Source organism: Paenibacillus algorifonticola (assembly GCF_050481745.1).
Classification (GTDB): domain Bacteria; phylum Bacillota; class Bacilli; order Paenibacillales; family Paenibacillaceae; genus Pristimantibacillus; species Pristimantibacillus algorifonticola_A.
The window spans coordinates 133,862-146,099 of sequence record NZ_JBCNGR010000035.1 but is presented as its reverse complement, the minus strand read 5'-3'; the positions used below and the strand labels follow the sequence as shown (position 1 = coordinate 146,099).

The 12,238-nt window shown below is 46.6% G+C and carries 14 protein-coding genes; 3 read left to right on the top strand and 11 right to left on the bottom strand.

Annotated features, from left to right (window positions below):
* Positions 1–34 precede the first annotated feature (34 nt).
* Together ABEW34_RS25075 and ABEW34_RS25070 are read left to right on the top strand one after the other, a co-directional pair.
* Positions 35–805, top strand: a complete 771-nt coding sequence (locus ABEW34_RS25075; RefSeq protein WP_430162420.1) for a hypothetical protein — start codon at positions 35–37, stop codon at positions 803–805.
* A 156-nt stretch (positions 806–961) separates the two neighbouring features.
* Positions 962–1,438 (top strand): hypothetical protein, encoded by a 477-nt coding sequence (locus tag ABEW34_RS25070; RefSeq protein WP_430162418.1) that lies wholly within the window; start codon positions 962–964, stop codon positions 1,436–1,438.
* Positions 1,439–1,526: 88 nt separating this feature from the next.
* Here the strand turns inward: ABEW34_RS25070 and ABEW34_RS25065 are convergent, their stop codons facing one another.
* The 4 genes from ABEW34_RS25065 to ABEW34_RS25050 form a co-directional block, all read right to left on the bottom strand.
* The gene (locus tag ABEW34_RS25065) at positions 1,527–2,819 is read right to left on the bottom strand and encodes a hypothetical protein (RefSeq protein ID WP_430162416.1); all 1,293 of its coding nucleotides are present in this window, start codon (positions 2,817–2,819) and stop codon (positions 1,527–1,529) included.
* Positions 2,809–3,339, bottom strand: coding sequence for a sigma-70 family RNA polymerase sigma factor (locus ABEW34_RS25060; protein WP_430162415.1), 531 nt, complete (start codon positions 3,337–3,339; stop codon positions 2,809–2,811). Before ABEW34_RS25060 ends, ABEW34_RS25065 begins: the two co-directional genes overlap by 11 nt.
* 223 nt (positions 3,340–3,562) lie before the next feature.
* The gene (locus tag ABEW34_RS25055) at positions 3,563–4,426 is read right to left on the bottom strand and encodes an NAD(P)-dependent oxidoreductase (RefSeq protein WP_430162527.1); all 864 of its coding nucleotides are present in this window, start codon (positions 4,424–4,426) and stop codon (positions 3,563–3,565) included.
* 8 nt (positions 4,427–4,434) lie between these two features.
* Positions 4,435–4,770, bottom strand: coding sequence for a hypothetical protein (locus ABEW34_RS25050; RefSeq protein WP_430162413.1), 336 nt, complete (start codon positions 4,768–4,770; stop codon positions 4,435–4,437).
* Positions 4,771–4,908: 138 nt separating this feature from the next.
* Between ABEW34_RS25050 and ABEW34_RS25045 the strand changes: the two genes are divergently transcribed.
* Entirely contained in the window at positions 4,909–5,853 is a 945-nt protein-coding gene (locus ABEW34_RS25045) for a helix-turn-helix transcriptional regulator (RefSeq protein WP_430162411.1), read from the top strand.
* 57 nt (positions 5,854–5,910) lie between these two features.
* Here ABEW34_RS25045 and ABEW34_RS25040 read toward each other — a convergent pair whose 3' ends face one another.
* Genes ABEW34_RS25040 through ABEW34_RS25010 form a run of 7 tightly spaced genes read right to left on the bottom strand, consistent with a single transcriptional unit; the run spans position 5,911 to position 12,050 of the window.
* Complete coding sequence (locus tag ABEW34_RS25040) at positions 5,911–6,213, bottom strand: hypothetical protein (RefSeq protein ID WP_430162409.1); 303 nt, start codon at positions 6,211–6,213, stop codon at positions 5,911–5,913.
* Between the two features lie 18 nt (positions 6,214–6,231).
* Positions 6,232–6,609: a monovalent cation/H(+) antiporter subunit G gene (mnhG, locus tag ABEW34_RS25035; RefSeq protein WP_430162408.1), complete on the bottom strand. Its 378-nt coding sequence runs from the start codon at positions 6,607–6,609 to the stop codon at positions 6,232–6,234.
* Positions 6,602–6,871, bottom strand: a complete 270-nt coding sequence (locus ABEW34_RS25030) for a Na(+)/H(+) antiporter subunit F1 (protein WP_430162406.1) — start codon at positions 6,869–6,871, stop codon at positions 6,602–6,604. Before ABEW34_RS25030 ends, mnhG begins: the two co-directional genes overlap by 8 nt.
* Positions 6,868–7,347, bottom strand: coding sequence for a Na+/H+ antiporter subunit E (locus tag ABEW34_RS25025; protein WP_430162404.1), 480 nt, complete (start codon positions 7,345–7,347; stop codon positions 6,868–6,870). The genes ABEW34_RS25030 and ABEW34_RS25025 overlap by 4 nt, the downstream gene beginning before the upstream one ends.
* 5 nt (positions 7,348–7,352) lie before the next feature.
* A complete protein-coding gene (locus tag ABEW34_RS25020) occupies positions 7,353–8,831 on the bottom strand; it encodes a Na+/H+ antiporter subunit D (protein ID WP_430162402.1) in 1,479 nt (492 codons plus the stop codon).
* Entirely contained in the window at positions 8,824–9,162 is a 339-nt protein-coding gene (locus tag ABEW34_RS25015; RefSeq protein ID WP_430162400.1) for a Na(+)/H(+) antiporter subunit C, read from the bottom strand. Before ABEW34_RS25015 ends, ABEW34_RS25020 begins: the two co-directional genes overlap by 8 nt.
* Positions 9,163–9,164: 2 nt before the next feature.
* Entirely contained in the window at positions 9,165–12,050 is a 2,886-nt protein-coding gene (locus ABEW34_RS25010; RefSeq protein WP_430162398.1) for a Na+/H+ antiporter subunit A, read from the bottom strand.
* Positions 12,051–12,238: the final 188 nt, after the last annotated feature.

Here is a 12,238-nt window from a genome sequence, read left to right as displayed (position 1 = left end):
GGAAGTAGGAAAAAAAAGAGGAGTGTTTATATTCATGAAGAAAATCGTATCAGCAGTTCTAGTTACTATGCTGGCAATCCCTTTAGTGGCCTCCAGTGTATCTGCAGCAAATCATAGCGGTAAGCTTGTAAAAAAAGTGGCCATTTCTTTGAGCGACAATAAGAGTAATGTTAATTCCACTGTAGCAGAATTGTCCGTTTATGACGATAATGGCATAAAATTATATACGGTCACCGGTGCTCAGACTCCGAATGAAAAACGAAAAGCCTTTGAAATTTTAAATAGCTTTATGGAAAAAGGTGCCGTTGAACAACAGACCGTAAATGTTACCTCTACAGGTACCGACTTCTATGGGAGCGAATACGGATATAGCTCTGCCAACAATAATGCTATGGGATATACTTGGGCGAAATATAACGCGAGCGCCTCATTCCCTACTACCGGGACTGACAAAACATGGGGAGGCCAAAGCGCAGCATGGAATGGAAGCGGAACAGCTGCATATATTAAACTTTATCAAAGCGTTACGTTAAACGTAAGCAATGCATCTACTACACTGACCGTTGGGTGGCCACCTAGCATGTCGGTAACACCTACAAAATCGTCTTCTACTGCATCGTGGTACTCTGACTCAATTACAAACGTCAACATTCTTGGAGCTGAGCACGGCACGGTACAATTCAATAAACAGGATATCCAGGGCGGATATGTTACGTCATGTGTCTACAACGATTCTGCGGATGTAAAAGTGGGTTCAACGATTTATCGCCCAACCAATTCCGTCCGCTTTACAAATGGTCTATAGAACTTTAAAACAAATCGTAAAATGAAATTTTAATATCCAATCCACTTCCCATTAAACTAAGGGAACTGTTCAACTTAAGGCCAAATCGCCTATAGTCGACAGTTCCCTCCCTTCATGTTTGTAAGAAAATCTTTTGCAGGAGGAGCGGATTCCTAAATGGCTGTATCAACTAAGCGTTTCGCAATTCTGGTGTCCATTATAGTCATTGTTGTAATCGCTGTATTTAGCTGGATTAAACTTATTCAATACACATGGGAGGATTCTAGAACAGTTATCCACAAGACAATAACTGAAATTGATATCCTTAACGTAAAAGCCACAACAGTGACATATGTTAGAAATGGAGAAAGCGTAAAAGTGGAGAACCACGAAATCGCATTAACACAAGAGGAAATCCATCAATTAATTCAGTTATTTAATAATGTACAGGAAAACCGAGTCTTTGCCGTCCCCTCTGTTAAAAGTAACATTGTATTAGGTATATTGATTACAATGGTTGACCGAACACAAGTTAGGATCCAGTATGATTCAACGGATGTTTACGTAACTAGAACTGATAAATCGTCCACTACTTATAAAGTTGAACAAGAGGAATTAAAATCCTTTATTGAGGAGCTAAAAAATCATAACTAGCAATACGCATATACGAAAGTACGCTGACAGGATCAAAGCAAGAAGGTCGTCTTTCAGCTTGCTGAATCAAACGACCTTCTTTTGGCATCTATTTGTTCAAGTCAGCCGGGAACTCAAATGTCCATGGCCCACTAATAACCACCTCAGGATCCGTGATGGTGAATTGAAGTTGTTTACGATTTGGATCTATTTTTACCAAGAAATATTCAATGACCCCTGTCTTTTCATTGAGCGTTCTTCCATCGATACTAAAATCACGCAGTGTTGCACGGACGTTATCCTGACTATGAACATCTACGTAAACCTTTGCCCATTCCTCTCCATTCTCGTTTACTCGTTCGATATTGGAGATACTCACCGGATATCCAGCCAGATTAAAGGTATGGTTAATTTCTTTCTTTGTTGTATCAGGTAGTTCAAGCGTTACGGTCACCTCGTCCTGATAAATCACGTTAATTTCAGGAATGGATACAAAATAACGTTTTTGATCGGTTTGTAACAAGTCGAAATAGAACTCACTGGCAGGGCTAGAGATGCCCATAGAACGATTAATTGAATATGATTTCCCCGTATCATCCCATACGTGGACCTGACTAATTGGCGAGTGCTCACTTCCTATAAAATTCAAGCCAAAATCATCGATTTTATAGGCTTCTGGATGCTTAGAAACAAAGCTGACTCTCGCCTTCTCTCCAGATGGAGTGGCAATCGCGGTAATTTGTATATTGTCTACAATGACCGTCTTTCCAAGCTCTTCATAATTGTTAACGGTCTGAGCCTTGACCAGTTTGAACGGAATAGACACTGTCGGGTATGCATCGATTTGAATTTGTGCTTGTTCTTGGATATCGATTTTTCCATTGTACCAGAATGACCCTGCCCACTTTTCCTTCGTGAAGGTAAGCTGGGCTGCTGGAAGAGTGTAGGTAGTGCCCTTATCATTAATAACAGTCAGACTGCGCAGCTCACTTAAATTTGTCGCTTGAACCGTAATATAGGTCATTTCTTCATCAACCATCAAACCTGTAATGGTTATTGATCCTCCTTCAATCTGAGTCTTTATTTGGTTAGGAAGCACATATCTTTCCGACTGCTCTTCCGTTTGCGTAAAAACCCCAATACCCGGAACAAACTGCAGGGCTTGCTGAATTGCAGCCTTAACCTGTGAATTAAATAGAGCAGTCGATACGATGGTAAGTCCTAATATCGTTGCAATGAGCACTTTGCTAGAGGGGGCCTTCATCTTTCGAAAAATTTTATAAACAGCCGTTTCCTTTCGTTCCAACTCGTCAACAGCTTGTTGAACCCCCATTTCACTTCTTTGATGCAGCTCGGGGGGGATTGGAATTTGCTCGATCTCCTGCTTTAGCTTACCGTTCATAAACATCCTCCTCATTCACCTGCAAACGCAGTTTTCTTAATGCTCGATAAAGAATGGTTTTAGCAGTACCAAGCGGAATTCCCAATATATCCTTGACCTCTCTTAAGGTGAAATCCTGATAGAATCTCAGCATAATTACGCTTTTTTCATCCTTATCTAGAGTCTCGATTAATTCTCTTAAAGACAAGGTAAGCGAAATATCCATATTGCTGGGTTCCTGAATAAGATCTTGATATTCAGGTTGAAGCTGCAGCATTTTTTGTCGTTTTCGAAGCAAATCAATTGAACAGCTAATGGCAATTTTAATGAGCCACGTTTTGAAATACCTTGCGTCTTTTAGCTTCGATATGGATTTAAATGATCGATAAGCAGTTTCTTGCACGACATCCAGAGCATCTTCTTGATTTTTCACATAGATAAAGGCAATTCGATAGACAGCTTCTTCATGTTTCTGAAAAAGCGTTAAATAGTCCTGGCCATTTCCTCTTTGTGCACTCTTAATCAGATGATCGATGTACATCACCCCCATCCTTAACTGTATTTATTAGACGTATAGGACCATAATTTGGCTTTATCACCACAAAAAAATTTGATCCTTATTGAGGGCAGACTTCCCTCGATTCTAAAAGTTCGTTTGTTCCAATTGTATATGAATTAGAAGCGTATCGGTTAAAGCGATCCTCTTTATATCCGTTCATTAAAAACGCCCTGACGATGGGGAGCATCATCAAGGCGGTTTTTGTTTATCTCAATATTTTAATAAGAGCGGCAACCTCCTCGTTGCCGTAGCCCGCATCAAGCGCTCTCGCAAACAACTGCTCGGCAAAGGCCGGGAATTCATTGTTAATGCCAGCTTCTCGGGCCTGCTTCATGAGCAGCTTTGCCGTAACCATACAAATGTTCAAGGAGCTTTGTGGATTATCATATTTTTCAGCTTCGATTAATTCTCCCTCGTATTTAATAACCTCGCCGATGACAGGAGAAATTTGGGCCAGCATAGCACCGAAGGCGCTCACTTGAAGGCCATCCGACTCCATTATGCGAGCGGCATGGAAGAAGCCCAAATAGGAACCAAATAAATAGGACAGAAAAGCAAGATCCGTCGTCGCTGCCGCACTCACCTGCTCGCCAAGATAAGGCACGCTTCCAGCCAAGCTTTTAAGAACCTCCTCACTATTTTGAAAAGCATATGCTGACCCCGATGTAAAAATAACCGCATCCTCTCGGCCGATTTGTGACGGCGAGGCTGCTATTGCGCCATCGAGGTATTCAATCCCCAGTGCTTTGGCCCACGCTTCATTGTCACGCGCTTGCTGCGGACTTCCCGTACTCATCTGTATGAGCACTCGGTCTGCAAAAGCGGACTTGGCTTCCTCCGTATCGAGCAATTGATCGGAGGTCTGATAGTCAGAAACACAGACAATCGTCACCGGACTTGCGCTAATCGCAGCCCCTACACTTGGCGCCAAGCTTGCCCCCTCGCTCACAAGCTGCTCTGCTTTCTCTGTCGTGCGGTTCCAGACGGTGACGCGATAATTTTTCTGAAGCAAGGTGCGGGCAAGCATAGAGCCCATTGCCCCTAATCCGATTATCGTTACCTCATTCATTTTCGTTTTCATCGGATTTCCTCCTTCGTATCTAAAGCCGGAATTAAATGCCGCATCGTTATTTCACGGGTGTCGATCATAGCTGCAAAAGAACGGAATTCCGGCAAAGCCTTTAACTGCCCCAGCGCTGCCATGGCTGACTTCATATCCGACCAGTAAACCATATCCGTCCACTGGGATTCATCCGCTGTATGCATGAGGGAACGCTTTTTAAAACCTGGCACCTGTGCCTTCAGCGCTTCACTTAAAGCAGAGGCTGCCTGGCAAAAAAGCGATTTTTCTGTCCCTTCCTTTAAGGTGATTAAGACGAGCTCCAGCACGTAATTTTGTTGATTCTGTTCCATTTTTCCAATCTCCCTTTCCATTTGCGAAAACATAATCTTGACTACAAGGTTAACTATACGAAATAATAGTGCCATCTAATGGCACTATTATTTGAGCTTTTCAATGAAATTTATCTACCCATAAAGGGGACACTGCCGATGAACAAAGCACAGCGGCTCATTCAGCTCATCATGGTGGTTAATGAGCGTAAGCAATTTACGATACAGGAGCTTAGCGAAGAGTTTGGCGTCTCGCGCCGGACGATGATTCGCGACTTAATGGAGCTTAGCGAGCTGGGCGTGCCGCTCTATCCCCAAGTCGGTCCGGGAGGCGGCTACCGGATTTTACGCGAAAAGCTGCTGCCGCCGATCAGCTTTACTGAAAACGAGGCCACCGCACTATTTTTCGCCTGCCAATCGCTGCAAAATTACAAATCGCTCCCTTTCGAAAATGAAGTAAATGCCGCACTTCAAAAGTTTATGCACTACCTATCGAGCGAGCCTAAGCAAAAAATCGAACGGATGCAGCAGCGGCTCGTATTCTGGATTCCCCCGCATCAGATGGATATCCCTTTTTTGCAGCCTTTGCTTGAAGCCGCATTGGAACAACAGGTTATCACAATCATTTATGAAGCAGCTTCACGGCGCGAACGCATGATCCAGCCCATCGGGCTGTATACGATGAATGGGTTATGGTACTGCCAGGCGTATTGCTTCCTTGCCGCAGATAATCGCGTCTTTCGTGTGGACCGGATCAAGGCATTGTCGCTGCAAGAAGATCAAACGATGCAGCTCGAAAAACCGGAGGAGCATATCCAGCCTTGGATTATGCGAATGGATGAGAGCGATTTGTTTCAGCTAGAGGTGGATTTAACGCCTGAAGGGGTGCGGAGATGCCAGTCGGAGCTGTGGCTGTCGCAGGCTGTTGCCTTGCATGAGGACGGTTCAGGAACGATTCATACGGAAATAAGCGCCTCTTATATGCCGTGGGCAGTGCATTTTTTCCTAGGCTTCGGTACGGAAGCGAATGTAAAGCAGCCCCTTCAGCTGCGCGTTGCCATTGGGGACAAGCTCAAGCAGCTCATGCAGCAATACAGCCATTAAACAAAATATAAAATTAAACAAAAAAATAACCGCCTATCCCCCCTCAGGGAAAGGCGGTTATTCAGCCGTATAAGGCTTTTTCGTCAACTGCATGAAGGCTTCTATAAAAAACTGTGGATTGGATTTCACATTGTAGGGATATACGCCTTGTTTCGTATGCAAATATAAAATACCCTCTTCCTCCCCCATGCGGCGATAGGACATATCGTATACGTCATGAAGAGCAAATACCCGATAGCCGGTTACGATCTCCAGCTCATACAAGCAGATGGTGCGTTCATGGAAAATGATCACTTGCTCGGTAGCAGTCACTTGTCTCTCCATTTTAAAATAAGGATGAACCGCAATCGCTTCAGGCATTAGCAAGCCTCCCTATCGTTATTGTCCTTTCACCCGCTCTTTGGCCATCGCTTGCTCAAGATCGTCCTGAACGCTCTTCTTCCATAGCGGCACTCCCGAACGGTAAGCAGCTCTTCCATTTAAATGCCCCGCCACCGGAGAGGTCAAAAAGACGAATACGATGCCAAGCAGCAGCTTAACGCTGACATGCCCCTCATAAAACAAAAAATAGAGGAAGGCACCGACCAAAATAAACAAAACACCTAGCGTTGCGCTTTTGGTCGCCGCATGTGATCGCAAATAAACATCAGGGAGCCGAATGAGGCCAAATGCGCTGATTAAGCTAATGATGGCTCCAAGCAAAATAATGATTCCTATCGCGATTTCCCCTGCCCCGCTAAGCAGTCCGCTATTCAATGACCTCACCTCTTTCCATATATCGCGCAAATGCCGTCGTCCCAATAAAGCTTAATACGCCGATTAATAGAACAATATCAATATAGGCCGTCGTTCTAAGCAGGACGCAAAGGATCGCAACCATGGACAGCAAAATGACGCCAATCGTATCCAAGGCAGCAATTCGGTCCGGCAGGGAAGGCCCCTTCAGCAATCTGTACATACAGCCCAATATGGCCAAGGCCAATATCGCTAGCGATATAAGAAGCAGATAGGTGATCATGTCCTCGTCACCTCCATAATCGCTTTCTCAAACGTATCTTTAATTTGTACCGCCAGCAGCTCTGCATCGTGAATATCAATGGCATGGATATACAAGGTTTGATTATCAGAGGATACATCTAAAGTAAGCGTGCCGGGTGTAAGGCAAATGAGGCAGGAAAGCACCGTTATTTCCCAATCGGATTTCAGCTCCGTCTGAAAAGCAAAGATGCCAGGGCGCATGGTTAGCTTCGGCTTAACAATTTGCACCATCACAGCTATGCTGGACAGGAGCAATTCCTTATTAAACAGGATGAACAGCTTGAAAATCGCCCATACTCTTCTCATATAGAAGTCATGCGGCCAGAAGCGGCGGAGCAGCCCTATGCAGCCTATGCCGATCAAATAACCGACGGTAAACTGCATCATGGACCATTCATTATTTAGCAGCATCCAGACGAAAGCTATAATCAGATTTAATATGATTTGAAAGGCCATCCCATCTACTCCTTTAATACGGCATCAATATAGGTTGAAGGGTGAAGGAGCGTATCTCCGGCCACGGACACCCATCCGTATACCACTTCTGAGCCCAGCCCCATTCCAATAACGAAGACGCTTAAGCCTACGGCAGGCAGCAGCAGCTTGCTGCTTAACAGCGGCATTTGCTTCAGCTCGCGCTTCTCCTCCCCCCAAAAAGCGGCCATAAATATCCGAATCAAGGAGTAAAGCACGATCAAGCTAGATGCTAGCGCAACTACGGTCAGGAGGTATTCCCCTTTCTGCAAGCCTCCCTGAAGGAGAAGCAGCTTGCCCGTAAAGCCGCTGAAGGGTGGTATGCCCGCAATCGCCAGTGTCGCGAGAAAAAACAGCCAGCCCATTAGCGGATAACGCTTGATTAGACCTCCCATATGCTGAAGGCTGGCTGTCCCTGAAGCCTGAATGATCAGGCCCCCTAAAATAAACAGCAGCGCCTTGCTAAGCATGTCATGCAGGAGATAAAACACAGCTCCATCCAAGGAAGCCTTAGAGGATACGGCTAGCCCTAATGCAATAAAGCCTACGCTAATGACCACGTTATAATTCATAATGCGCCGGATGTCCTGATAGGCGACCGCACCGAAGGCGCCTAACAGCATGGTTGCAATAGCCATCCATTTAATCCAGCTTTCAGTGATCGCCAGGTCCGTATGAAAAATCAGCGTAAACGTCCGCAGCAGCGCATAAATTCCTACCTTTGTGAGCAGTGCAGCGAACAATGCCGTTACGGCTGCGGGAGGAGCGCCATAAGAGCCGGGCAGCCAGAAAAACAGGAAGAGCCCCGCTTTTAAGGAAAATACAATCATGAACAGCAGTGCGATGACATGCAGGATTCCGCTCTGCCCTGCCTCTGCGATTTTAACGGACAAATCGGCCATGTTTAGCGTGCCTACAACCCCGTATAAATAGGCAACGGCTGCGACAAACAACGTAGAGGATAAAATATTAATGAGAATATACTTTAGCGTCTCCCTAAGCTGCCGCTTTGTCCCGCCCAGTACGATGAGGGCGTACGAGGAAATGAGCATGACCTCGAAGCAGACGAACAAATTAAACAAATCGCCGGTCAGGAAAGAGCCATTGATGCCGACAAGGATGAACTGGAAAAAGGGATAAAAGTAATAGCGCTCCCTCTCCTTCCCGATCGTGCCGAAGGAATAAAACAAGCAGAAGGCACTGACGACCGATGCCGTTAATACAAGCAGCACCGCGAGCATATCGGCAACAAATACAATGCCATATGGCGGCATCCAGCCCCCCATGCGCAGCACCTGAATGCCTTCAGCACGAACTTGAATGGCCAGCAGGCAGGACACCGCTATTTGAAGCAGCACGCCAATCGCGCTGATCCAGCGCTGGAGCCGGACCTGATTTTTGAGAAACAATAGAAGAATAGCCGTGCACAAGGGAATCAGCAGCGGGAGTACGAGCAAATTATTCATCGTCCTGCCCCCTCAGCTGCTCCATATCATCGGTGCCCAGCTTCTGATACGCCTTGTAGGCCAATACAAAGAAGAAGGAGGTCACGCCAAAGCTGATAACGATGGAGGTTAAAATAAGCGCCTGCGGCAGCGGATCGACATAGGCCGCTGCTTTCTCCCCCAGCAGGGGCGCCGATCCTGTTTTGAGCCGGGACATCGTCAGCAGCAGCAAATGGACGCCATGCGTAAGCAAGGAGGTGCCCAAAATTATGCGCAGCAGGCTTTTTGACAAAATAAGATAAACGCCGACGGTAAACAGTACACCGATCGTTAGCGACATATATAGCTCCATACTTACTTATCCCTCCCTATCGTAAGGATGATCGTCATCGTAATGCCGACAACCGTCATATATACGCCCAAATCAAACAATACGGCCGTTGCCAGCTCGGTTTTCCCGAGCAGAGGCAGGTCGAAATAACCAAAGGAATGGCTTAGGAAAGGCGCCTTAAATAAGAAGGAGCCTATGCCCGTTAGAACAGCGACCAATAACCCTAGAGCGGTCAGCTTTTTGAAATCGAGAGGAATGACCTCGCGTATCGTTTTTATGCCGAAGGCCATCGTCAGCAATATAAGAGCAGCCGCAGTCATTAAGGCGCCGATGAAGCCGCCTCCCGGCTCGTTATGCCCGGCAAAGAACAAGTACAAGGAGAACGTTATAATAATAAATACCGCTACCTTGGAAATCGTCTGCAAAATCACGTCATTGCTCTGTCCTCGCCAAGCAGCCGAAAGTCGATTTTCAGGAATGGCCGTGATGGGCGCTCGGCTGGTACCATCCGCCTCGTTAGCGAGCCGCAGCCGAATCAGCGCATAAATGCCATAAGACGCAATGCCCAGCACGACGATTTCCAGCATCGTATCGAAGCCGCGGAAGTCCACAAGAATGACGTTCACGACGTTTTTCCCGCCAGCGAGCTTGTAGCTGTATTTCAAATAATAATCCGATATGGAATCAAACAGCTTGCTGCCGCTTACGCTCAGCGCAATGAGTGTCATAATCGCCCCAACCGAAACCGAGATGATTAGGTTAGTCAGCTTAAACGGAAGCTTTATCTCCTCCTTCTTCAGCTTCGGAAGGTGATAGAAGCAGAGCAGGAACAAGGCAACCGACACCGTCTCGACAATCATTTGGGTCAAAGCCAGATCCGGCGCCCGGAAAATAACGAAAAACAAAGTGACCATGTAGCCTGCGGCGCCAGTCAATATAATCGCGATTATTCGAGAGCTTGCAAACGGAATCGCTATTACCGCAGCTATAAGAACCAGATTGATGACCACTTCATATAGCGAAACGGGGGCAAAAGCAGTAAAATCAAGCGCAATGCCGCCGCTGCGATACAACCCTGAGCCGAGGGACAGGATGAAAAAAATAAAAACATAGATCAAATAGTGCCGGATAGAGCCCGTCATATAGCGGTTGGTCAGACGGCGTGATCCTCCATGCAGCAGCCTGATTCCCGTGTCATAGGCAGCATTCAGGGTCGCCCGGTAAAAAAGCGGCTGATGAAGCACTCGCAGGCGCTGATGGAAGCGATACACCATGATTCCAGCGGCTACCACTCCCATCGTCATGTATAGCTCCGGCGTCCAGCCATGCCACATATGGATCGAGACGACGAAGCGGTCACCCGGAAGCAGAAGGCCCGGATGGATAGCCGCCATTGCCGGTTCAATTAACGAATAAGCCAGCAAATTCGGAAACAGCCCGAATACAATCGCCAGAGATGCTAAGACGACCGGAGACAACAGCAGGCCGATTGGCGCCTCATGAGGCTTTTTAGCCAGCTTTTCAAACTGGGCGGGACCTGTAAACGTTCTGAATAATAGAACCATGCTGTAGCCAAACGTGAATATGCTGGCGACCCAAGCAATAATGGGAAAGACAGCCCCGATGGACTGCATGTTCATGACATCCATTTCCATAATACCGAGCACAGCTGTGAAAAACATTTCCTTGCTTAAAAAGCCATTGAACGGCGGCAAGCCTGCCATCGAGAAGGTGCCTATGAGCGCAATCGTAAAGGTGATGGGCATGACCGAAAGTAGCCCGCCAAGCTTGCGCATATCCCGAGTTCCGGTCTCATGATCCACAATGCCGACGACCATAAACAGGGCTCCCTTGAAGATGGCATGATTAATGAGATGAAAAATCGCTGCCATCGTCGCCTTCGTATAAAACAAGGAATCGTTGACGCCCGTATAGTATGCAGCGGCAGAGCCAAGCCCGAGCAGGCTCATGATTAATCCAAGCTGGCTAATCGTTGAGAAGGCGAGCATCGCTTTCAGATCCGTTTGCTTGAGCGCCCGATAAGAGCCATAAATCAACGTAATCAAGCCGACAAGCGAGACTAGCCAGAACCATACCGCGTGCCCCGCGAAAACAGGGCTGAATCTGGCGACCAGGTACAAGCCAGCCTTCACCATTGTCGCCGAATGGAGATAGGCACTGACCGGTGTCGGTGCCTCCATTGCATCAGGCAGCCAAATATGAAACGGAAATTGCGCTGATTTCGTAAAGGCACCCAGCAATATAAGCAGCAGCGCCGGAAGGAATAACGAGTGGGCAGTAAGAGCATCCAAGCTGCCTATCATTTCTCTGATGCTGAAAGTCCCCGCCATCGTGTACAGGAGAATAAATCCAGCGAGCATGGCGAGACCGCCGAGCACCGTAATGAGCATCGATTTTAACGCGCCATATTTGGATTTGTCCCTATTGTGCCAGAAGGCGATTAGTAAAAAAGAAGAAATGCTCGTCAATTCCCAAAACCCGTATAATACAATGACGTTGTCCGAGAGCACTACGCCAAGCATGGCTCCCATAAACAACAGCAAATAGACATAAAAGGACGGAAGCGCCTCTTTTCTCTTGTCTAAATAAAAGATCGAGTATAACACCACTAAGGAGCCTATTCCGCTAATCAACAGGGCGAATAATAACCCCAGCCCATCCAAATAAACCGTAAAGTCGATGCCAAGCGACGGTATCCATGGAATCGTTTCCGTGAGTGAATTTCCCGCTTGAATGAGCGGAAGCTGCAGCAAAAAATAAATAAATAGCAGCACAGGAACGGGAATAACGAACCAGCCTGTATGGATCCGATGCAGCAGCTTATGGCATACTGCGCTGCCGCCGGCAAATAGAAAAGGCAAAATAATAGCCACATGCAGTAAAGACAACTTTCTCATCCTCCTTAACCCCGTTTAAAGCTCTTTTCTACATCAGTTTTTCCAAAAAAACGCAAAAAGAGCCCGCTGTTGGCAGGCTCCTCCGAATAAAGCAATATGCGATTTTATAACACAACTATATTTAATTATAGGTTTAGCCCACTATTTTGTCAAACCTGTGAATCTAGGCAGCTGGGGCA

Bases quoted from the DNA above. Each gene is read 5' to 3' on its own strand.
- ABEW34_RS25075 (WP_430162420.1), top strand. From the start codon at position 35: ATGAAGAAAATCGTATCAGCAGTTCTAGTTACTATGCTGGCAATCCCT.
- ABEW34_RS25070 (WP_430162418.1), top strand. From the start codon at position 962: ATGGCTGTATCAACTAAGCGTTTCGCAATTCTGGTGTCCATTATAGTC.
- ABEW34_RS25065 (WP_430162416.1), bottom strand. From the start codon at position 2,819: ATGAACGGTAAGCTAAAGCAGGAGATCGAGCAAATTCCAATCCCCCCC.
- ABEW34_RS25060 (WP_430162415.1), bottom strand. From the start codon at position 3,339: ATGTACATCGATCATCTGATTAAGAGTGCACAAAGAGGAAATGGCCAG.
- ABEW34_RS25055 (WP_430162527.1), bottom strand. From the start codon at position 4,426: ATGAATGAGGTAACGATAATCGGATTAGGGGCAATGGGCTCTATGCTT.
- ABEW34_RS25050 (WP_430162413.1), bottom strand. From the start codon at position 4,770: ATGGAACAGAATCAACAAAATTACGTGCTGGAGCTCGTCTTAATCACC.
- ABEW34_RS25045 (WP_430162411.1), top strand. From the start codon at position 4,909: ATGAACAAAGCACAGCGGCTCATTCAGCTCATCATGGTGGTTAATGAG.
- ABEW34_RS25040 (WP_430162409.1), bottom strand. From the start codon at position 6,213: ATGCCTGAAGCGATTGCGGTTCATCCTTATTTTAAAATGGAGAGACAA.
- ABEW34_RS25030 (WP_430162406.1), bottom strand. From the start codon at position 6,871: ATGATCACCTATCTGCTTCTTATATCGCTAGCGATATTGGCCTTGGCC.
- ABEW34_RS25025 (WP_430162404.1), bottom strand. From the start codon at position 7,347: ATGGCCTTTCAAATCATATTAAATCTGATTATAGCTTTCGTCTGGATG.
- ABEW34_RS25020 (WP_430162402.1), bottom strand. From the start codon at position 8,831: ATGAATAATTTGCTCGTACTCCCGCTGCTGATTCCCTTGTGCACGGCT.
- ABEW34_RS25015 (WP_430162400.1), bottom strand. From the start codon at position 9,162: ATGGAGCTATATATGTCGCTAACGATCGGTGTACTGTTTACCGTCGGC.